Below are 19,081 nucleotides of genomic sequence, written 5' to 3' on the forward strand. Positions count from 1 at the left end.
CCCGCGATTTGCCACTTTGCGCCGGTCCGGCAGTATCATGCCCTCTCCAGTTTGTGCGGATCGTCCATGCGTAACCTTGTCCTGCGTCTCAGCCTTGCCGCCCTTGCGGGCATCCTCGTTTCCGTTGCCGGCGTCCAGTACGCCCATGCCCAGGCGGCCAAGGGGCCGAGCGGCCTGCCGCTGCCCCGCTTCGTCAGCCTCAAGGCGAAAAGCGTCAACCTGCGCGTCGGCCCCAGCGTCGACTATGCCGTTGCCTGGCGCTACCTCAAGTCCGGTGTGCCGGTCGAAATCATCCAGGAGTATGACAACTGGCGCCGTATCCGCGATGCGGATGGCACCGAGGGCTGGGTCAACCAGGCGCTCCTGTCAGGCGAGCGCACGGCCGTGACCGCGCCGTGGATGCGCGGCAAGGGCGAGGGCATCTTCGTCAACATGCGCCGCGACGCCATGTCGAACTCGTCGGTCATTGCGAAGATCCAGCCCGGCGTCGTCGTCAAGGTCGGCGAATGCAATGGCGACTGGTGCCGCGCCGAGGCGGATGGCACGGCCGGCTGGGTCTCGCAGAACGAAATCTGGGGTGCCTATCCCGGCGAGGCCTTCAAATAAGGCCGACCTTCCTGGCCTCCTCCGCCAGCGACAGCAGCGGGCGGGGGCCGACCTGCTGGATGACGAGGCCGGCGGCGAGGCTGCCGAGCCGGCCGCAATCGGCCAGCGACCGTCCGGCCGTATAGCCATAGAGGAAACCGGCGGCATAGAGGTCGCCCGCGCCCGTCGTATCGACGACGCTGGGGATGCTGATCGCGTCCACATTGATGCGCTCGCCCTTCGACAGGATGACAGAGCCTTCCTCGCTCATCGTCACTGCCGCCAGCCGGCAATCCGCGGCGATGCGTGTCAGTGCCTCCTCGAAATCCTCGGTCTCGTAGAGCGCCAGGGCTTCCGCCTTGTTGGCGAAGACGATGTCGATCGTGCCGGAGCGCATGAGGTCGAGGAATTCGCCGCGGTAGCGGTGCACGCAGAAACTGTCCGACAGCGTCATCGACATTTCACGGCCGCTCGCATGGGCGATGCGGGCGCAATCGCGGATCGCATCCTTGGCGCGCGGCGGATCCCAGAGATACCCTTCGAAATAGGTGACCTTGGCCTCGGCGACGACGCTTTCCTCCACATCCTCGGGGCCTAGCTCCACGCAGGCGCCGAGATAGGTGTTCATCGAGCGCTCGCCGTCGGGCGTGACGAAGATCATCGAGCGGGCGGTCGGCGGCGGGCCGGCCAGCGGCTTCGTCTCGAAATGCACGCCCTGGGCGCGAATATCGTGGATGAAGATCTCGCCGAGCTGGTCGTTCGCCACCTTGCCGAAATAGGCGGCCCTGCCACCGAAGCTGGCGACGCCAGAGGCGGTGTTGCCGGCGCTGCCGCCGGAGGCTTCGAGTGCGGGACCCATGCGGGAATAGAGCAGTTCCGCCCGTTCGGCGTCGATGAGGTTCATCGCGCCCTTGATGATGCCGTTGTCCGTGATGAAGTTCTCATCGCAGCGCGCGATGATGTCGACGATGGCATTGCCGACCGTCAGCACGTCGAATTTGGTCATGCGGGGTTCCCGTCTCCCTAAGCATGCCGCGCAAAAGTGCTCAGCGGTTTTGCGACGACGGCATGCGCCAAAACAAGTGGTAAGAGCCGGGGGTTGGTCTTAACGGATTTTCCGCAAGTTGGAAGAAAAAAAGCCGCCGCGCCGTCTCCGGCGGGCAGCTTCTTATGGTGCGGCGCATAAGCCTTTCGATCGGTGTGGATCGAAGGAAAGGCATTGTGCGCCCTTAAAAAGAATCAGTCCTTGGCGCGTTCCACGTAGGAACCGTCTTCCGTCGCGATGACGACGCGCGTGCCGGCGGTGATGTGCGGCGGCACCAGCGTGCGAATGCCGTTCGACAGGATCGCCGGCTTGTAGGACGACGAGGCCGTCTGGCCCTTTACGACCGGTTCCGTCTCGGTGATCTCGAGCGTGACGTGGCGCGGCAGGTCGATGGCGATGGCAACGCCTTCATGTACCGACAGGATGACCGTCATGCCTTCCTGGAGATAGGCCTTGAGGTCGCCGATGTCCTCGTGGGACATGGTCAGCTGGTCGTAGCTTTCCGGATTCATGAAATGGTAGCCGTCGCCATCCTCATAGAGGAAGTTGTGCTCGCGGTCTTCCACGAAGGCGCGCTCGACCTGTTCGGTCGTGCGGTAGCGTTCGGAAACCTTCACGCCGTCGGAGATGCGGCGCATGTCGACCTGGGTGACCGGCGTGCCCTTGCCCGGGTGGAAGTTCTGCGCCGTCAGCACGACATAGAGCTTGCCTTCGACCTCGAGGACATTGCCCTTGCGGACGGAAGAGGCGATGATCTTTACCATAAGTCTTCCTTGTAACTGGATGGATCGCGGCGTACAGGACCGCCGTGAGACGCCTTCCCCGAGTGCCGAAAATGTGTTTTCGGGGCCGCAACTATCCTATATTCCGGCAAAAGACCAGTCTGTCCGCCGGCAAGCGCGAAGAAACCTGCCACAGGAACGTCATGAGCCTGAAGCCCTCGCCCTGGTGGGCGCCCGATGTCCATGCCGATCGCCGGCCGTTCCTTCTGGCGCGAAACCGCATCCAGGCGGCGTTGCGCGGCTGGTTCACGGCGCGCGACTTCACCGAGGTGGATACGGCGACGCTGCAGGTCTCTCCGGGCAACGAGGCGCATCTGCACGCCTTCGAAACCGCTGCGATCGGCCATTCCGGTGCAAGGACGCCGCTTTACCTGCACACCTCGCCGGAATTCGCCTGCAAGAAGCTGCTGGCGGCGGGCGAACAGCGCATCGCCTGCTTCGCCCATGTCTACCGCAACCGGGAACGCGGGCCGCTGCATCACCCGGAATTCACCATGCTGGAATGGTATCGGGCGGGCGAGGCCTATGAGCTGCTGATGGAGGATTGCGCCGAAATCCTCGTGTTGGCCGCCGGAGTGACGGGCGCATCGATGCTCACCTATCGCGGTGCGACCTGCGATCCGGCCCTGCTGCCGGAGCGGCTGACAGTGGCGGATGCCTTCCGGCGGCATGCCGGCATCGACCTTCTCGCTTCGATCGACCCTGATGGCGCGACGGACCGCGCGCGCCTTGCCGCCGCCATGCGGGCGGCCGGGCTGCGCGTGGCGGAAGACGACACCTGGGCCGATCTCTTCAGCCGTATTCTGGTTGAAAAGGTCGAGCCGCAGCTCGGTTTCGGCCGCGCCACCATTCTGTGTGAATATCCGACCGCGGAAGCGGCGCTTGCCCGCCCGGCGGCGCGGGACCGGCGGGTCGCCGAGCGGTTCGAGCTCTATGCCTGCGGCGTGGAATTGGCCAATGCCTTCGGCGAGCTGACCGATCCGGACGAGCAGCGCCGACGCTTCGAGCTGGAAATGGCGGAAAAGGTCCGCGTCTACGGCGAGACCTATCCGCTCGACGAGGATTTCCTTGCCGCACTCGCCCATATGCCGGAGGCGAGCGGCATCGCGCTCGGCTTCGACCGGCTGGTCATGCTGGCGACGGGCGCCGCGCGCATCGACCAGGTGATCTGGGCGCCGGTCGCGGAGACGGCGCCATGACGGTGGCACGCAGCCTGACGACGGTGGCCGAACTCGTCGAGGCCGGTCTCGTTCCCGAGGCGGGACGGGCGGGCGCGACGGCCGTTGCCGCGCGTTATGCCGTCGCCGTCACGCCGCCGCTCGTCGCGCTGATCGATCCTGCGGACCGCGACGATCCGATCGCCCGCCAGTTCGTGCCCGACCCCGCCGAGCTCGAGACTTTGCCGGAGGAGCGCGCCGATCCGATCGGCGATCTCGCGCACAGCCCGGTCGAGGGCATCGTGCACCGTTATCCCGATCGTGTCCTCCTGAAGGCCGTGCATGTCTGCCCGGTCTATTGCCGCTTCTGTTTCCGCCGCGAGATGGTCGGGCCCGAAGGGCTCGGCACCCTGTCCGCCCAGGCACTCGATGCGGCGATCGCCTATATCGCGGCGCGGCCGGCGATCTGGGAGGTGATCCTGACGGGCGGCGATCCGCTCGTGCTCTCGCCGCGCCGGCTGCAGGCCATGATGGAACGGCTTGCCGCCATCCCCCATGTGAAGATCGTGCGGTTCCACAGCCGCGTGCCTGTCGTCGATCCCGCGCGGGTGGATGCCGCGCTGATCGCGGCGCTGAAGGCCTCCGGCAAGACGACCTATGTGGCGCTGCACGCCAACCATCCGCGCGAATTCACCGCCGAGGCCCGTGCCGCCATCGCCCGCATCGTCGATGCCGGTATGGTGATGATCAGCCAGACGGTGCTGCTGAAAGGCGTCAACGACGATGCGGCGGTGCTGGCCGATCTGATGCGCACTTTCGTCGAGAACCGGATCAAGCCCTACTACCTGCATCATCCCGACCTTGCACCGGGCACGGCGCATTTCCGCCTGACGCTCGCCGAGGGCAGGGCGCTGGTCGAGAGCCTGCGCGGCCATGTCTCGGGTCTCTGCCAGCCGGACTACATCCTCGACATCCCCGGCGGGCACGGCAAGGTGCGTGCGGATTCGGCGGCGGTCGAAGAGGCGGACGATGGCTGTTTCCGTCTTCGTGATTTTCGCGGGCAAACGCATTCCTATCCGCCACGGCAGGACGAGGCATAACGTCAGCGCGAGGTGACGGCATCCTTCAGGACAAAAGAGCGGCTGCCGGCGTCTCGCCAGCGGGCTTTCGCACGCGTTTTTTCGTCTTTGTGCGGGGGAGCCGCAGGATTTCGGGGAATCCCGCGCTTCGGAGACTTGACGACACTTTCGTCAAAATGCCCACTTTAAACGATTGATAGCGTTGCCGGACAATTGTATTTCTTTTGTCGACAAGAGGATTTTCGATGACCGATACCGATTCCAGTTCCTTGCCCGAACGCAAACGAGGCTCCGGTGTGAAGATGGTCTATGACCTCTTGCGCGACGAGATCCTCGACCTGAAGCTTGCCCCCGGCAGCCCGATCGACGAGGTGCAGCTTGCCGAGCGGTTCAAGATGTCGCGCACACCGATCCGCGAGGCGCTGGTCCGGCTTGCCGGCGAGGGGCTGATCGAGACCCTGCCGAACCGCTCGACCATGGTCTCGAACATCGACTTCCTCAACCTGCACACCTTCTTCGACGCGCTGGTGCTGATGTACCGGGTGACGACGCGGCTTGCGGCGCAGGCGCACCGCCCCGAGGACCTCGCCATCATCAGGGGCTTTCACGAGGACTATGCGGCGGCGCTCAAGGCGCGCGACGCCCTGACGATGATCGCCACCAACGCGGCCTTCCACGCCGCGATCGCCGAGGCCGGGCGCAACCCCTATTTCACCAGTCTGTTCCGCCGGCTGCTCGACGAGGGACGGCGCATCCTGCAGCTCTACTACCAGTCCTACGACGAGCAGTTTCCCCAGCGCTTCGTGGATGAGCACGCCGCGATCATTGCCGCCATCGAGGCCCGTGACATCGAGGAGGCGGACCGGCTCGGCAAGGCCCATGCCGAGGCGATCGTCGCCCAGGTGCAGAAGCTGTTCAGCCGCAACGACAGGCTCGACATTGCGCTCTGACAGGCGCTGTATTTTTCTTGTCGACAAATAAAATACAAGATGCTATACCCATCATCAGAAAGAGGGGAGGCCCAGTGCATCGTGCCGGCCGACCATCCGATGAACCGCCAAAGGAGACCGACATGAAGGCCAAGATTTTTTCCGGCGTCATTCCCGCCCTGATGACCCCCTGCAAGGACGACCGCACGCCGGATTTCGACCAGCTGGTGCGCAAGGGCAAGGAACTCATCGAAAAGGGCATGTCGGCTGTCGTCTATTGCGGCTCGATGGGTGACTGGCCGCTGCTGACCGACGCGCAGCGCATGGAGGGCGTCGAGCGCCTCGTCAAGGCGGGCATCCCGGTCATCGTCGGCACCGGCGCCGTCAACACCGCCTCGGCCGTTGCCCATGCCGCCCATGCCCAGAAGGTCGGTGCACAGGGTCTTATGGTCATCCCGCGCGTCCTCTCCCGCGGCTCCGTCGTCGCTGCCCAGAAGAACCACTTCAAGGCGATCCTCTCCGCTGCGCCGGATCTGCCGGCCGTCATCTACAACAGCCCCTACTACGGCTTCGCCACCCGCGCAGACCTGTTCTTCGCGCTGCGCGAAGACCACAAGAACCTCGTCGGCTTCAAGGAATTCGGCGGTGCGGCCGACATGCGCTATGCGGCCGAGAACATCACCAGCCGCGACGATGACGTCTCGCTGATGATCGGCGTCGATACCTGCGTCTTCACCGGCTTCGTCGATTGCGGCGCCGTCGGCGCGATCACCGGCATCGGCTGCGTGCTGCCGAAGGAAGTCATCCACATGTGCAACCTCGCCCAGGCTGCCGCCAAGGGCGACCCGGATGCCCGCGCCCGTGCGCTGGAGCTGGAATCGGCGCTTGCCGTGCTCTCCTCCTTCGACGAAGGCCCGGACCTCGTTCTCTACTTCAAGCACATGATGGTGCTGAAGGGCGACAAGGAATACACGCTGCACTTCTACGAGACCGACGCGCTTTCCGACAGCCAGCGCGGCTATGTCGAAAGCCAGCTGAAGCTGTTCGATACCTGGTATGCCGAATGGAGTAAGCTGCCGGGCGCCGTGCAGACCTACAAGGCGTAAGCCTCCGATCACCCCTCTACGGGCATTTCACGCCGCCTGCAGCCCACGCTGCGGGCGGCGTTTCGTTTTGCATTGCCGTCGTGGTCCGCTTTTGCGACAGTCGCGAAAATCGATCGCGAGGAACCGGAAATGCCTTCCCTGGACGTGCTGCTTGCCTTTGCCGTGACCACGGCGATCTTCGCCTTCATTCCCGGCCCCGCCATGCTCTATGCCGCCGCCCGGACCATGGCGGGCGGTCGCGCGGCGGGCCTGATGGCGGTGCTCGGCATCCATCTGGGATCCTATGCCCATATCATCGCCGCCGCGGCCGGGCTTTCCGCCCTGTTCCATGCGGTGCCGGTCGCCTATACCGTCGTCAAACTGCTGGGAGCCGCCTATCTCGTCTGGCTCGGCATTTCGCTTTTCCGATCGACGGATATGCGGGAAGAGGGTGATGTCACCGTGGTGCCGAAGGGTGGGCGGCGGGCGTTTATCCAGAGCATCACCGTCGAGGTGCTCAACCCCAAGACGGCGATCTTCTTCCTCGCCTTCCTGCCGCAGTTCGTCGACAGCGGCGCCAGCCTGCCGGTCTGGGTACAGCTTGCCATTCTCGGAACGATGGTGAACCTCATCTTCACCTTCGCCGATATCGTCACCGTGCTCCTGGCTGATGTCATCCTGGCGCGGCTGAAGCGGTCGAGCGGGGTGCAGGCGCTGGTGCGCCGGGCAGGCGGGACGATCCTCGTCGGCCTCGGTGCCCATCTCGCCCTGCAGAAGGGCTGAAGCCGCGGCAATGTCTTGCCGCGGCGGCGGGGCTGAACCCCTTATGCGATGGCGTCGAGGCCCTTTTCCAGCAGGCGGTCGAGCTGTTCCAGTTCGGCAGCCGTGAGCGTGACGCCGTCCGTTTCGGACGTCCTGCGCGCCACGAAGCGGCGCTGCGAGGGCAGGCGGGCACCCTGGCCGACGATGGCCTCGAACAGCACTTCGGCGCGGGCGAAGGGATCGCCAGGGCGACCGGCGGAGAAGGCTTCCGGCGACATGGCGATGATCAGCTCGCCGTGGAAGGGAGCAAGCGTCGTGGTACCGAGATAGTCGAGAACCTCAGGGCTCGTGAGGTCGCCAATCATGATGCCGGCGAGCAGTTCGATCATCGTGCCGATGGCCGAACCCTTGTGGCCGCCGAAGGGCAGCATGGCGCCGGCGAGCGCGGCTTCCGGATCGGTGGTCGGGTTGCCGTCTGCGTCGATCGCCCAGCCTTCGGGCAGCTGTTTGCCGGCGCGGCGGTGCAGCTCGATCTCGCCGCGGGCGGCGACCGAGGTGGCGAAGTCGAAGACATAGGGCGCATCGCCCTTGCGCGGCCAGCCGAAGGCGAAGGGATTGGTGCCGAGCAGCGGCTTGTTGCCGCCGGTGGGCGCGACGGTGGCATAGCTCGGGCACATGACGAGGCCGGCAAGCCCTTCATTGGTGACAGCCTCGACCTCCGGCCAGAGGGCGGAGAAATGTGTGCAGTCGTTGATGACGAGCGCGGCAATCCCGAGCTTGCGGGCGCGCTCGGCAAGTACCGGCACGCCGAGTTCGAAGGCCGGGTTGGCGAAGCCGCCGCTGGCATTGACCTTGACGATCGCCGAGCCCTCGTTGGCGTCCAGCACCGGCACGGCGTCCGGCTTCACCTTGCCGGCCTTGACGGTGCGCAGTGCACCCTCGATCCGGTAGATGCCGTGCGACTTGCAGGCATCCCGCTCCCCGGCGACGATGACGCGGGCAAGCGCGCCGGCCTGCACGGCGTTGAGGCCGGCCTTGCGGAAGATCGCTTCTACCCGTTCGTGAAGGGCGGCAATCGTCAGGGTGGAGGTCTGCGTCATCTCTGGTCTCTTCCACTTTTGCCGACCGGGTCAGGTTGGCGATTGATCATTTGCATACATAGAGTATACAAGATTTCGACAAGTGCAATTCACCCCGCAAGAGTCTATGTCGGGGGCGAATCCCTCTTCCCGTGAGAAAGGTACGTCTAATGGCTTTCACCCCCAACGGTAAACATCTCGTCGCCGGGCAATGGCTTGACGGAAACGGCACGTTCACCTCCTCGCCCGCCCATGGCCCGGCGCATGATTTCGCCGTCGGCACGGTGGAGCTGGTGAACAAGGCCGCGGAAGCCGCGGAAGAGGCCTTCCTCAGCTACGGCTACTCCTCGCGCGCCGAGCGGGCCGCGTTCCTGCGCGCCATCGCCGACGAGATCGATGCGCGTGCAGAGGCCATCACCGAGATCGGCACGCAGGAAACCGGCCTGCCGGTCGCCCGCCTTCAGGGCGAGCGCGGCCGCACCACCGGCCAGCTCCGCCTCTTCGCCGACCATATCGAGAAGGGCGACTATCTCGACCGCCGCTTCGATGCGGCTCTTCCCGATCGCCAGCCGGCGCCGCGCCCGGAGATCCGCCTGATCCAGCGGCCGATCGGCCCGGTCGCCGTCTTCGGCGCCTCCAACTTCCCGCTCGCCTTCTCCACGGCCGGCGGCGACACGGCGGCCGCGCTGGCTGCCGGCTGCCCCGTCGTCGTCAAGGGGCATTCCGCCCATCCGGGTACGGGCGAGATCATCGCCGAGGCGATCGAGGCCGCCATCCGCAAGACCGGTATGCATCCGGGCGTCTTCTCGCTCATCCAGGGCGGCAACCGCCAGGTCGGCGAGGCTCTGGTACAGCATCCGCTGATCAAGGCTGTCGGCTTCACCGGCTCGCTCGCCGGCGGCCGCGCCCTCTTTAACCTGTGCGCCGCGCGCCCGGAGCCGATCCCGTTCTTCGGTGAACTCGGCTCGGTCAACCCGATGTTCCTGCTCCCGGAGGCCATGAAGGCCCGGGCGGAAGGCCTCGGCCAGGGCTGGGCGGGTTCGCTCACAATGGGCGCCGGCCAGTTTTGCACCAATCCGGGCATTGCCATCGTCCAGGACGGCGCAGATGCCGATCGCTTCACGGCAGCCGCCGTGGAGGCCCTCGGCAAGGTCGCTCCGCAGACCATGCTGACCGACGGCATCGCCAAGGCCTATCAGGACGGTCAGGCGCGCTTTGAAAGCCGCAACACCGTCAAGCCGCTGTTGACGACCGCATCCACCGGCCGCACGGTGCTGCCGAACCTCTTCGAGATCTCGGGCGAACAGTTCCTTGCCGACCATGCTCTGTCGGAAGAAGTCTTCGGTCCGCTCGGCCTCGTCGTGCGCGTCTCTTCGGTCGACGAGATGGAAAAGCTCGCCCGCAATTTCGAAGGCCAGCTGACGGCGACCATCCACATGGATGACGGTGATCTTGCAGACGCTAAGCGCCTGCGCCCGGCGCTCGAGCGCAAGGCTGGTCGCGTGCTCGTCAACGGCTTCCCGACGGGCGTCGAGGTGGTGGATTCCATGGTGCATGGCGGCCCGTATCCGGCCTCCACGAATTTCGGTGCCACCAGCGTCGGCACGATGGCAATCCGCCGATTCCTGCGCCCGGTCTCCTACCAGAACATGCCGGAAGGTCTTCTGCCGGAAGATTTTATCAACTGATTCAATAGCGTATGCGTCCTGTGGGCCTGGTTTTCCGTGAGGGAAGCCCGGCCCGCATATTTTCTCCTTCCGGGTATATACTTTTTGTATATTAGTTGTATTTTAGTGGCGGTTTACAGTTCTGGCGCAGGACGGACCTCCGCCGCGTGAATCGACAGACCAACCCAGGGAGAGAGTTATGAAGAAGACCTCGGTCCTCGCCTTCGGCCTCGTGGCCGCCACCGCTCTGACCAGCCCGGCCAAGGCCGACAAGCTGGACGACATCATCTCGTCCGGCACGCTGCGCTGCGCCGTCGTTCTCGACTTCCCGCCGATGGGCGCGCGCGACGAGAGCAACAACCCGATCGGTTTCGACGTCGACTATTGCAACGATCTGGCCAAGGCCCTCGGTGTCACCGCCGAGATCGTTGAAACGCCCTTCCCGGAGCGCATCCCGGCCCTGATGTCCGGCCGCGTCGACGTCGGCGTCGCCTCGACCTCCGACACGCTGGAGCGCGCCAAGACTGTCGGCATGTCGATCCCCTACTTCGCCTTCGAAATGGCCGTCACGGCCAATGACAAGTCGGGCGTCAAGTCCTTCGAGGACATGAAGGGTAAAACGGTCGGCGCTACCGCCGGTACGTTCGAGGCCATCGCGCTCGAAAAGTCGGTCAAGGAATGGGGTGCCGGTGAATTCCGCCCGTACCAGACCCAGGCCGACGTCTTCCTGGCACTGAGCCAGGGCCAGATCGACGCCACGGTCTCCACCTCGACGGTCGCCCAGTCCAACGTCAAGAGCGGCAAGTTCGCCGGCATCTCCGTCGTCGGCAAGGCGCCCTATGACATCGACTATGTCGCGCTCTTCACCAACCGCGAAGAATACGGCCTGATCAATTACCTGAACCTTTTCGTCAACCAGCAGGTTCGCACCGGCCGCTACAACGAACTCTACGAAAAGTGGGTCGGCGGCGACGTGCCGGACCTGTCCGTGAACGGCGTTTATCGCTAATCTGCCGCTTCCCTGGCGGCGCGGGACATGCGTCCCGCGCCGTTCATCGTTTCCGAAGGGTGAGACGGCAATGTTCAGTTACACTTTCCATTGGAACCAGGCGCTGAAGGCGTTGCCCCAGATGCTGGACGGCGCGCTGGTCACGCTTCAGATCGCGCTTCTCTCCATGGCCATCGGCCTCGTGGTCGCTTTGGCACTGACGCTCTTCCGGCTGTCCGGCAACCGCATTCTCAGCGGCTTCGCCACGGCCTGGGTCGAGATCGCGCGCAACACGCCGGCCCTCTTCCAGATCTACATGGCGCATTTCGGCCTCGGCAGCTTCGGCATCCACCTCAGCCCCTATACGGCGCTGCTCGTCGGCATCGCCTTCAACAATGCCGGTTATCTCGCGGAAAACTTCCGCGGCGCCCTGAAGGCGATCCCGGAGACGCAGACCCGCGCCGGCCGCTCGCTCGGCATGACGCCGCTGCAGGCCTTCCGCTATATCGTCATGCCGCAGATGCTGCGCATCGCTTTCCTGCCCGCCACAAACCAGATGGTCTGGGCGATCCTGATGACTTCGCTCGGCGTCACCGTCGGCATGAACACGGATCTGGCCGGCATCACCCAGGCGCTGAACGCGGTCTCCTTCCGCACATTCGAATTCTTCGCTCTTGCCGCGGTCATCTACTACCTGATCGCCAAGGCTGTGACGCTGGCAGCACGCCTCGCTGCCGCGCGCATGTTCCGCTACTGAGAGGGGGAAACACCATGTTCGACACCGCTCTCACCCTCGCCGATCTCGGCTTCCTCGCCAAGGGCGCGGCCATGACGCTTGCCGTCACCGCCGTCTCCGTCCTTGCCGGCACGGTTCTCGGCATCCTGTGCGGCGTCATCCGCAACCAGGCCGGCCCCTATTGGTCGATGCCGCTCACCTTCGTGCTCGATATCTTCCGTTCCGTTCCGCTGCTCATCCAGCTCGTGCTCGGCAATGCGCTGCAATCGATCATGAAGCTCGGCTGGGCGCCCTTCACCACCTCCTGCGTTGTGCTGTCGCTCTATACGGCGGCCTATTGCACCGAGATCGTGCGCGGCGGCATTTCCTCCGTACCGGCCACCACGCGCCGCGCGGCGCGGTCGCTCGGCATGACCTGGTGGCAGGACATGCGCTACATCGTCGCCCCGCTCGCCACCCGCGTCTCGCTGCCCGCCTGGATCGGCCTGACGCTCGGCGTCATGAAGGATTCGGCCCTCGTGCTCTGGCTCGGCCTCATCGAGCTTCTGCGCGCCTCGCAGATCCTCGTCACGCGCCTGCAGGAGCCGCTGTTCATCCTGCTCATCTGCGGCGCCATCTACTTCATCATCAGCTTCCCCATCGCCCGGCTCGGCGGTTATCTCGAAAGACGGTGGTCCAATGATTGAGATCGAAAACGTCCGCAAATCCTTCGGCTCGCTGGAAGTCCTGAAGGGGATCAACCTGACCGTCCAGAAGGGCGAGGTCCTGACCATCATCGGCGGCTCGGGCTCGGGAAAATCCACGCTGCTCACCTGCATCAACGGCCTCGAGACCATCGACGGCGGTCGCATCGTCGTCGACGGCACGGACGTGCATGCCAAGGGCACGGATCTCAACAAGCTGCGCCGCAAGCTGGGCATCGTCTTCCAGCAGTTCAACGCCTTCCCGCACCTCACCGTGCTCGAAAACGTCATGCTGGCGCCGGTCAAGGTGCTCGGCCAGTCCAAGGCCGAGGCCGAGGCCATGGCCGTCAAGCAGCTCACCCATGTCGGCCTCGGCGACAAGCTGAAGGTCTATCCGAGCCGCATGTCGGGCGGCCAGCAGCAGCGCATGGCGATCGCCCGCGCGCTTGCCATGTCGCCGGCCTACATGCTGTTCGACGAGGTGACCTCGGCACTCGACCCGCAGCTCGTCGGCGAAGTGCTCGACACGCTGCGCATGCTCGCCTCCGAGGGCATGACGATGATCTGCGTCACGCACGAAATGAAGTTCGCCCGCGAGGTCTCCGATCGCGTCGCCTTCTTCCACAAGGGTGTGATGGCCGAAATCGCGCCGCCGGAAGAGCTGTTCGGCGCCCCGAAGGATGCCGACCTCAAGACCTTCCTCGCCGCGACGCACTGAGGCCATGATGCAGATTGGAATCGAACCCGGCGTCGTCGTCATCGGCGCTGGCGTGGTCGGCCTTTCCGCGGCGATTGCCGCCCAGGCCCGTGGCCTTGCCGTTACCGTCATCGAGCGTGAAGCCCCCGCCGCCGGCGCCTCTGCGGGCAATGCCGGCGCCTTCGCCTTCACCGACATCCTGCCGCTGGCCTCGCCCGGCATCCTGAAGAAAGCGCCGAAATGGCTGCTCGACCCGCTCGGGCCGCTCAGCGTGCCGCCGTCCTACGCGCTGCAGATCGCGCCCTGGATGTTCCGCTTCTGGCGCGCCTGCTCGGCAGGCCGCGTCGCCCATTCCACGACCGCGCAGACTGCGCTGATGGACCTTTCGAGGGCCGAGCTGGAACCCTTCCTCGCCGAGACCGGCACGCTTCCCATGCTGCGCAAGGAGGGCAACCTCCAAGTCTATGAAAGCCAGGCCGAACTCAATGCATCGCTGCCCGGCTGGAAGGCGCGCGAGGCGCACGGCATCGAGTTCCGCCACATGAACGCGGCCGAGATGGCCGCGATCCAACCCGGCCTCGCTCCGCGCTTCACGCACGGCACCTTCACGCCCGGCTGGTATTCCATCGCCGACCCGAAGCTCTATACGCTGGCGCTTGCCGATCATTTTTGTGCCAGGGGCGGCAGGATCGAGCGGGCCGAGGTGTCCGGCCTCAGGCCCGTCGAAGGCGGTGTCGAGATCACGACGACGGACGGCCGCACGCGCCGGGTGGAAAAGGTCGTGCTCGCGGCCGGCGCCTTCTCGCACCAGGTCGCCCGTACACTTGGCGAATCCATCCCGCTCGAAACCGAGCGCGGCTACAACACGACCCTGCCTGCCGACGCCTTCGACCTCAAGACACAGGTCACCTTCGGTGGCCATGGCTTTGTCGTTACCCGGCTATCGACCGGCATCCGCGTCGGGGGTGCGGTGGAGCTCGGCGGGCTGAAGTTGCCGCCGAATTTCCGCAGGTCCGAGGCGATGCTGGAGAAGGCGAAAGCTTTCCTGCCCGGCCTGAAGCCGGCGGGCGGCGTGCAGTGGATGGGTTTCCGCCCTTCGCTGCCCGACAGCCTGCCCGCCATCGGCCGCGCCCGCGCCACCCCCAATGTCGTCTATGCCTTCGGCCACGGCCATCTCGGTCTCACCCAGTCCGCCGGCACGGCGCGGCTCGTCGCCGATCTCGTCGCCGGCCATCCGCCGGCAATCGACATCGTGTCCTTTTCGCCGCAGCGCTTCTAGGCCACGCCCGCGCTCCTCGGGGTGCGGGCAAGCTGCATTCTCCGGTTTTCCGGTAGCGCCGCATCGTCGCTTTGATGGAATAGCCCCAGCAATAGAGGAACCGTCCCATGGCCGACCTTTCTGCCCGCAGCATCCTTTCCGGCACCGCCTCCGGTCCGGTCATCGCAACCGGCGAGGCCTTGAGCTTCTGGGGCGGTGTCGATCCCGCCACCGGAAGCGTCATCGACGTGCACCACCCGCTGCATGGCCTGACGATCACCGGCGGCATCCTGATGATGCCGTCGAGCCGCGGCTCGTGCACCGGCTCCGGCGTGCTGCTCGATCTCGCCCTCACAGGCCGTGCCCCCGCAGCCCTCGTCTTCAGCGAGGCGGAGGACGTTCTGACCCTTGGCGCGCTGATCGCTGCGGAAATGTTCGGCAAATCCCTGCCGGTCCTGCGCCTCTCCCCAGCGGCCTTTGAGGCACTCTGTCGTGCCAAGAGCGCCCGGATCGGTGAAACCATGATCGAGGCCGACGGTCTCACCATCCCCGTCGCTCCGCCCGCCACCGCCGCGCTCGACCTGACGGAAGACGATCGCGCCATGCTTGAGGGCCGCGACGGCATCGCCGTGGCGCTCGCCATGCGCATCACCACCGCCATGGCGGCCCAGCAGGGTGCCCTGAAACTCGTCGATGTCGTGCAGGGCCATATCGACGGCTGCATCTATGCCAGCCCCGCCAATCTTACCTTTGCGGAAAAGATGGCCGAGATGGGGGCGACGGTCCGCGTGCCGACCACGATGAACGCCATCTCCGTTGACCGTGCCAACTGGCAGGCCCAGGGCGTGCCGCCGTCCTTCGGCGACCCTGCCGCTCGCCTCGCCGATGCCTATGTCCGCATGGGCTGCCGCCCAACTTTCACCTGTTCGCCCTACCTGCTCGACAGTGCACCGAAGGCCGGCGAAGCCATCGCCTGGGCCGAATCCAATGCGGTGATCTTCGCCAACACCGTGCTCGGTGCTCGCACGGCAAAGCACCCCGATTTCCTCGACCTCTGCATCGCGCTCACCGGCCGCGCGCCACTGTCCGGCGTCTATCTCGACGAACACCGCAAACCCAGGCGGATTGTCGATGTCGATCTGCCCGATGGGATCGACGATGCCTTCTGGCCGCTCATCGGCTATCTCGCCGGCCGCGCCGCGCCCGACCGCATCCCGCTCCTGCGCGGCCTTGCCGCCGCAAAGCCGACGCGGGACGATCTCAAGGCCCTCTGCGCCGCCTTCGGCACCACCTCCGCCGCCCCCATGCTGCATATCGAGGGTGTCACGCCCGAAGCGCACGGTGCGGCATCGCTTGCCGCCGACTTCGTGACGATCACCCGCGCCGACATGGCCGAGGTCTGGACGATGTTCAATGAGGGGCCGGCTGAGGTCGAGCTCGTCGCCATCGGCAGCCCGCATGCCTCGCTCTCGGAATGCCAGGCCCTTGCCGATGCCCTTGCCGGCCGCAGCTGCCACGCGGACGTCGCCGTGATCGTCACCGCCGGCCGTGATGTCATGGCGGAAGCCGGCCCGATTGTTGCCCGGCTAAGGGAAAGCGGCGTCCAGGTCCTGCCCGACCTCTGCTGGTGCTCGATCTCCGAGCCGGTCTTCCCGCCGAGGACCCGCACACTTCTCACCAATTCCGGCAAATACGCCCATTACGGCCCGGGCCTTTCCGGCCGCACCGTTCGCTTCGGCAATCTTTCCGACTGTATCGAGGCGGCTCTGACCGCCCGCGTGCCGCCTCGCCTGCCATCCTGGCTCTCCTGACCGGAAAACAATGCCCCGGCGGGCGTCGGCAAGGCGAGTATGTGTGGACCGCATCTCGGGCTTTCTCGCATGGAGCAAGCGGCCCACCCGGTGTGTGTTTCTATTTCAGCAGCCTTGATTTCAGGCGGGCAAGAAAACCATTCAGGGAAGCCTTGTGCCTTTTGGCGCGCTTGGCGATCAGCTGCAGATCGGTCTGCCTGCCGAAAACATCTCCAAAAAGCCGGTAGTCGTCCTTGTAGATGCCTTCCAGTTTTTGAACGAGTTCGTCAGGCAGTTGATCCCGGTTCGCCGGTGGCCCGCCAATCTGCTTGACCGGCAGCTTTCTGTCTTCACCGGTGAGGGTCGAGAAGAAAACTTCGATCTGGCGGGATTCGGAAATGTCGAAGATCAAGTCGTAGTAATTTCGGGACGGGCCCAGAAAATCAACAAGCGGTGCCGTATGAACGGCAATGGACTTGTTCACCGCCCGGTATTCTTCCAGGCACTCGACAAACTGCGGCAGTGTCGGCTTTTGGGGGAGGCCGACATGATGGATTTTTTCCGCTGTACTTCCGTCTTCCAGCTCCTTGTGATGCATGACCCTGTTCCGCCAGGCAGAGACCACTCTTTCGACCGGGTCCCGGACGATCGCGATTTTGAAGAACCCGCGATAATCCTCGGATTTGATGGACGAAAATTTCGGCGTTCTGTACTCCCTGTGGATGTGGCGGACAGCGCCGGTTGCCTGATCCGTAGTCGTTGTAAATCTCTTCCCAGTCTTGATGCCGTGAAGCAGATGCTTCATCGAGGTATTCGCAGCCTTCGGCACCGGAAAATATGCAACCTTTAGTTTTTCTATGGTAACGACCAACGAGCTTTTCCCGGTTTGTGGTATATCTGACCGCTCATTTTTGAAGATTGTGCGGAGCGATCTATGCAACCTTTCTATTGATTCAAAGGATTGTAGAGCGGCTCTTTCGATATATCCAGAAATCCCATGAAAACTTTTCGTGATGGATGGGGTGCGTGGAAAATTCAATCTAAAATCTTGGCGGTGCTTGCAAAGGCCGCGCCGGGGACGTGCAGGAGAGCGAATGGGAAACTGCGCGGTTCATGCGATGCCGATCGCACTGGCAAGGATCGGCTCCTGAAGCGGGGCGCGTGCCAAGGAGCGGCCGGCAGATGGAGCATGCCGAAATCCACCCAGAACGCCTGCGTGCAGCACCGTGTGGCGCGGGTCGAGGTCGGCAGGTTCAAAACGCGTCGCGTGACGCCTTGCGCCCCGCCATCAATGGTCCTGGATGTCCGGAAATTCAGATGTCAAACGAAGCTATGCGCCGTCAGCGTTGAAGGCCGAGACGTCAGGGCGTCGCGGGTGCTCCACCCGGTAGCGAAAGGACTCGATCTCCGCATCTGAAAACCGCCTCTGGTCGCGAAGCAACAGCATGGCGCCCGCTATGATTTCACTGTCCGAGCCGGGGATGCCGTCCTGACGAACGAAGGCCATGCTGTTTAGAGGAATCATGGCGAGAAGCTCATGGCCATTCCTGCTGAAGACCCGAACAACAATATCGTGCATGCCGGACCCCACCATCACCGGTTGTTCTTCGGTAAACTGTTGTAGGTAGACAATGGTTCCACTCAGGATGGAAATTTTGAAATCAATACGCTCGACAAATGCGCCGGCCAATCAAACCCTTGCTCGGTCAGGTGAAATGGCTGGTTTCTTGTCGAAGAACAGATGTTGACTTGTGGGATAAATTTTCTGAGGAAGCGAAAAGTTGAAGTTTTTCGGCTATCTCAGAGCCAGTACAGCGAAACAGGCACGAGCGGATACTCAGCATTTTGCCCGCAGGTGGAAGCCATTAAACCATTTCTGCCAAGGCTAGCCAGTTCGAAAACAGCAGCGTTGCTGTGACGCCTCTTCGTTAGGGGGCCTTGTCGAACCCCGGGTCCGGCAAAAGTCTTCAAGGGCGTGCCAGGCATTGCGCCCGAATACGCAGGCAGCGTTTGCAATGATCCGACGACGAAAGGCGCCGGGCACCAGATGAACGGAAATCTAGCATGAGGAGGCGATTTGAGAAAATGGCGGACAGAGAGGGATTCGAACCCTCGATAGAGTTTCCCCTATACACGCGTTCCAGGCGTGCGCCTTCAACCACTCGGCCACCTGTCCGTCCGCTCGCAGCCGATGGTCAATCCGGCGCGGACCGCTTTCCTGTTTCCATTTCGGCGGGACGGCGCGATATATACCGAGGTTTGCGGCGGGATCAACCGCTTTCTGACAGATTTTTGAAGGATGTTCGGCTTCGGGCGAAGGATTGCGGAATGCCGGCCGTCTTCCTATCTATAGGCACGAAGGAAGCGGAGCGGATTTAGGCTTACGCAGGCGGTACATGGAGGGTGCGCGATGATACGGTTCATCCTGAAGGCCATCAGCCTTCTCGCGCTGGTCGTCGCCGTCATGGCCGGCACGATCGATGCGATCCAGTCGGTTTCGGCCTCCGAGCCGGTGTTGACGCCACTCGCCGTGGCCTGGAGCACGGCAAGCCCGGACACGATTGCACTCGTTGCCGACGGCATCATGCGCAACCTCCATCCTTATGTCTGGGATCCGGCGGCCATGTGGGTGCTCTCGCAGCCGGCTTTTGCCGTCCTGCTCGCCGTCTCGCTGTTCTTCTGGCTGATCGCCTATCGGCGTCCGCCCGTCGCGGGTCGCTTTACCGCCTGAAAGATGCCTTTTCACGCAGTTCTCGCCA

General features: G+C 64.2%; 19 protein-coding genes and 1 tRNA gene. 14 read left to right on the top strand and 6 right to left on the bottom strand.

Annotation, left to right across the window (positions count from 1 at the left end):
• Positions 1-66 precede the first annotated feature (66 nt).
• A complete protein-coding gene (locus K0P03_RS18930) occupies positions 67-606 on the top strand; it encodes an SH3 domain-containing protein (RefSeq protein ID WP_023514639.1) in 540 nt (179 codons plus the stop codon).
• Here the strand turns inward: K0P03_RS18930 and K0P03_RS18935 are convergent.
• Both K0P03_RS18935 and efp read right to left on the bottom strand, forming a co-directional pair.
• Entirely contained in the window at positions 599-1,591 is a 993-nt protein-coding gene (locus K0P03_RS18935) for an adenosine kinase (protein WP_023514640.1), read from the bottom strand. The two genes, K0P03_RS18930 and K0P03_RS18935, sit on opposite strands and share 8 nt — an antisense overlap.
• Positions 1,592-1,824: 233 nt before the next feature.
• Entirely contained in the window at positions 1,825-2,394 is a 570-nt protein-coding gene (gene efp / locus K0P03_RS18940) for an elongation factor P (RefSeq protein ID WP_024270973.1), read from the bottom strand.
• 161 nt (positions 2,395-2,555) lie between these two features.
• Here efp and epmA point away from each other — a divergent pair, with 161 nt between their 5' ends.
• The 5 genes from epmA to K0P03_RS18965 all read left to right on the top strand — a co-directional run bounded on the left by epmA (position 2,556) and on the right by K0P03_RS18965 (position 7,445).
• Entirely contained in the window at positions 2,556-3,611 is a 1,056-nt protein-coding gene (epmA, locus tag K0P03_RS18945) for an EF-P lysine aminoacylase EpmA (RefSeq protein ID WP_272790335.1), read from the top strand.
• Positions 3,608-4,669 carry a lysine-2,3-aminomutase-like protein gene (locus K0P03_RS18950; RefSeq protein WP_272790336.1) on the top strand — a complete coding sequence of 354 codons (1,062 nt, stop codon included), beginning with the start codon at positions 3,608-3,610 and terminating at the stop codon, positions 4,667-4,669. The genes epmA and K0P03_RS18950 overlap by 4 nt, the downstream gene beginning before the upstream one ends.
• A 224-nt stretch (positions 4,670-4,893) precedes the next feature.
• Positions 4,894-5,598, top strand: a complete 705-nt coding sequence (locus K0P03_RS18955) for a GntR family transcriptional regulator (protein ID WP_023514929.1) — start codon at positions 4,894-4,896, stop codon at positions 5,596-5,598.
• Positions 5,599-5,720: 122 nt separating this feature from the next.
• Entirely contained in the window at positions 5,721-6,683 is a 963-nt protein-coding gene (locus tag K0P03_RS18960) for a dihydrodipicolinate synthase family protein (protein ID WP_023514928.1), read from the top strand.
• 129 nt (positions 6,684-6,812) lie between these two features.
• Positions 6,813-7,445, top strand: coding sequence for a LysE family translocator (locus K0P03_RS18965; protein ID WP_023514927.1), 633 nt, complete (start codon positions 6,813-6,815; stop codon positions 7,443-7,445).
• Positions 7,446-7,486: 41 nt separating this feature from the next.
• Here the strand turns inward: K0P03_RS18965 and K0P03_RS18970 are convergent, their stop codons facing one another.
• Positions 7,487-8,524 (bottom strand): Ldh family oxidoreductase, encoded by a 1,038-nt coding sequence (locus K0P03_RS18970; protein WP_023514926.1) that lies wholly within the window; start codon positions 8,522-8,524, stop codon positions 7,487-7,489.
• 149 nt (positions 8,525-8,673) lie between these two features.
• Here K0P03_RS18970 and K0P03_RS18975 point away from each other — a divergent pair, with 149 nt between their 5' ends.
• The 7 genes from K0P03_RS18975 to lhpI all read left to right on the top strand — a co-directional run bounded on the left by K0P03_RS18975 (position 8,674) and on the right by lhpI (position 16,343).
• A complete protein-coding gene (locus K0P03_RS18975; protein ID WP_272790337.1) occupies positions 8,674-10,191 on the top strand; it encodes an aldehyde dehydrogenase (NADP(+)) in 1,518 nt (505 codons plus the stop codon).
• Between the two features lie 178 nt (positions 10,192-10,369).
• Positions 10,370-11,179, top strand: coding sequence for an ABC transporter substrate-binding protein (locus K0P03_RS18980; RefSeq protein ID WP_023514924.1), 810 nt, complete (start codon positions 10,370-10,372; stop codon positions 11,177-11,179).
• A 70-nt stretch (positions 11,180-11,249) separates the two neighbouring features.
• Complete coding sequence (locus K0P03_RS18985; protein WP_023514923.1) at positions 11,250-11,915, top strand: amino acid ABC transporter permease; 666 nt, start codon at positions 11,250-11,252, stop codon at positions 11,913-11,915.
• A 14-nt stretch (positions 11,916-11,929) separates the two neighbouring features.
• Complete coding sequence (locus K0P03_RS18990; RefSeq protein WP_023514922.1) at positions 11,930-12,580, top strand: amino acid ABC transporter permease; 651 nt, start codon at positions 11,930-11,932, stop codon at positions 12,578-12,580.
• A complete protein-coding gene (locus K0P03_RS18995; RefSeq protein ID WP_023514921.1) occupies positions 12,573-13,295 on the top strand; it encodes an amino acid ABC transporter ATP-binding protein in 723 nt (240 codons plus the stop codon). The genes K0P03_RS18990 and K0P03_RS18995 overlap by 8 nt, the downstream gene beginning before the upstream one ends.
• Positions 13,296-13,302: 7 nt before the next feature.
• Positions 13,303-14,553, top strand: coding sequence for an NAD(P)/FAD-dependent oxidoreductase (locus K0P03_RS19000; protein WP_023514920.1), 1,251 nt, complete (start codon positions 13,303-13,305; stop codon positions 14,551-14,553).
• A 107-nt stretch (positions 14,554-14,660) separates the two neighbouring features.
• A complete protein-coding gene (gene lhpI / locus K0P03_RS19005) occupies positions 14,661-16,343 on the top strand; it encodes a cis-3-hydroxy-L-proline dehydratase (RefSeq protein ID WP_272790338.1) in 1,683 nt (560 codons plus the stop codon).
• 100 nt (positions 16,344-16,443) lie between these two features.
• Here the strand turns inward: lhpI and K0P03_RS19010 are convergent, their stop codons facing one another.
• From K0P03_RS19010 to K0P03_RS19020, 3 genes are all read right to left on the bottom strand, one after another.
• Positions 16,444-17,193: a sulfotransferase family 2 domain-containing protein gene (locus K0P03_RS19010; protein ID WP_272790339.1), complete on the bottom strand. Its 750-nt coding sequence runs from the start codon at positions 17,191-17,193 to the stop codon at positions 16,444-16,446.
• A gap of 459 nt (positions 17,194-17,652) precedes the next feature.
• Positions 17,653-18,012: a hypothetical protein gene (locus K0P03_RS19015; RefSeq protein ID WP_272790340.1), complete on the bottom strand. Its 360-nt coding sequence runs from the start codon at positions 18,010-18,012 to the stop codon at positions 17,653-17,655.
• A gap of 396 nt (positions 18,013-18,408) precedes the next feature.
• Positions 18,409-18,498: transfer RNA gene (locus K0P03_RS19020), tRNA-Ser, on the bottom strand.
• Between the two features lie 234 nt (positions 18,499-18,732).
• Between K0P03_RS19020 and K0P03_RS19025 the strand changes: the two genes are divergently transcribed.
• Positions 18,733-19,053 (top strand): hypothetical protein, encoded by a 321-nt coding sequence (locus tag K0P03_RS19025; RefSeq protein ID WP_023516384.1) that lies wholly within the window; start codon positions 18,733-18,735, stop codon positions 19,051-19,053.
• Positions 19,054-19,081 lie beyond the last annotated feature (28 nt).

The organism is Shinella sp. HY16 (assembly GCF_028534175.1).
Taxonomy (GTDB): Bacteria; Pseudomonadota; Alphaproteobacteria; order Rhizobiales; family Rhizobiaceae; genus Shinella.

Excerpts from the sequence above, each read along its gene's own strand:
- K0P03_RS18930 (WP_023514639.1), top strand. The coding sequence starts at position 67 with ATGCGTAACCTTGTCCTGCGTCTCAGCCTTGCCGCCCTTGCGGGCATC.
- K0P03_RS18935 (WP_023514640.1), bottom strand. The coding sequence starts at position 1,591 with ATGACCAAATTCGACGTGCTGACGGTCGGCAATGCCATCGTCGACATC.
- efp (WP_024270973.1), bottom strand. The coding sequence starts at position 2,394 with ATGGTAAAGATCATCGCCTCTTCCGTCCGCAAGGGCAATGTCCTCGAG.
- epmA (WP_272790335.1), top strand. The coding sequence starts at position 2,556 with ATGAGCCTGAAGCCCTCGCCCTGGTGGGCGCCCGATGTCCATGCCGAT.
- K0P03_RS18950 (WP_272790336.1), top strand. The coding sequence starts at position 3,608 with ATGACGGTGGCACGCAGCCTGACGACGGTGGCCGAACTCGTCGAGGCC.
- K0P03_RS18955 (WP_023514929.1), top strand. The coding sequence starts at position 4,894 with ATGACCGATACCGATTCCAGTTCCTTGCCCGAACGCAAACGAGGCTCC.
- K0P03_RS18960 (WP_023514928.1), top strand. The coding sequence starts at position 5,721 with ATGAAGGCCAAGATTTTTTCCGGCGTCATTCCCGCCCTGATGACCCCC.
- K0P03_RS18965 (WP_023514927.1), top strand. The coding sequence starts at position 6,813 with ATGCCTTCCCTGGACGTGCTGCTTGCCTTTGCCGTGACCACGGCGATC.
- K0P03_RS18970 (WP_023514926.1), bottom strand. The coding sequence starts at position 8,524 with ATGACGCAGACCTCCACCCTGACGATTGCCGCCCTTCACGAACGGGTA.
- K0P03_RS18975 (WP_272790337.1), top strand. The coding sequence starts at position 8,674 with ATGGCTTTCACCCCCAACGGTAAACATCTCGTCGCCGGGCAATGGCTT.
- K0P03_RS18980 (WP_023514924.1), top strand. The coding sequence starts at position 10,370 with ATGAAGAAGACCTCGGTCCTCGCCTTCGGCCTCGTGGCCGCCACCGCT.
- K0P03_RS18985 (WP_023514923.1), top strand. The coding sequence starts at position 11,250 with ATGTTCAGTTACACTTTCCATTGGAACCAGGCGCTGAAGGCGTTGCCC.
- K0P03_RS18990 (WP_023514922.1), top strand. The coding sequence starts at position 11,930 with ATGTTCGACACCGCTCTCACCCTCGCCGATCTCGGCTTCCTCGCCAAG.
- K0P03_RS18995 (WP_023514921.1), top strand. The coding sequence starts at position 12,573 with ATGATTGAGATCGAAAACGTCCGCAAATCCTTCGGCTCGCTGGAAGTC.
- K0P03_RS19000 (WP_023514920.1), top strand. The coding sequence starts at position 13,303 with ATGCAGATTGGAATCGAACCCGGCGTCGTCGTCATCGGCGCTGGCGTG.
- lhpI (WP_272790338.1), top strand. The coding sequence starts at position 14,661 with ATGGCCGACCTTTCTGCCCGCAGCATCCTTTCCGGCACCGCCTCCGGT.
- K0P03_RS19025 (WP_023516384.1), top strand. The coding sequence starts at position 18,733 with ATGATACGGTTCATCCTGAAGGCCATCAGCCTTCTCGCGCTGGTCGTC.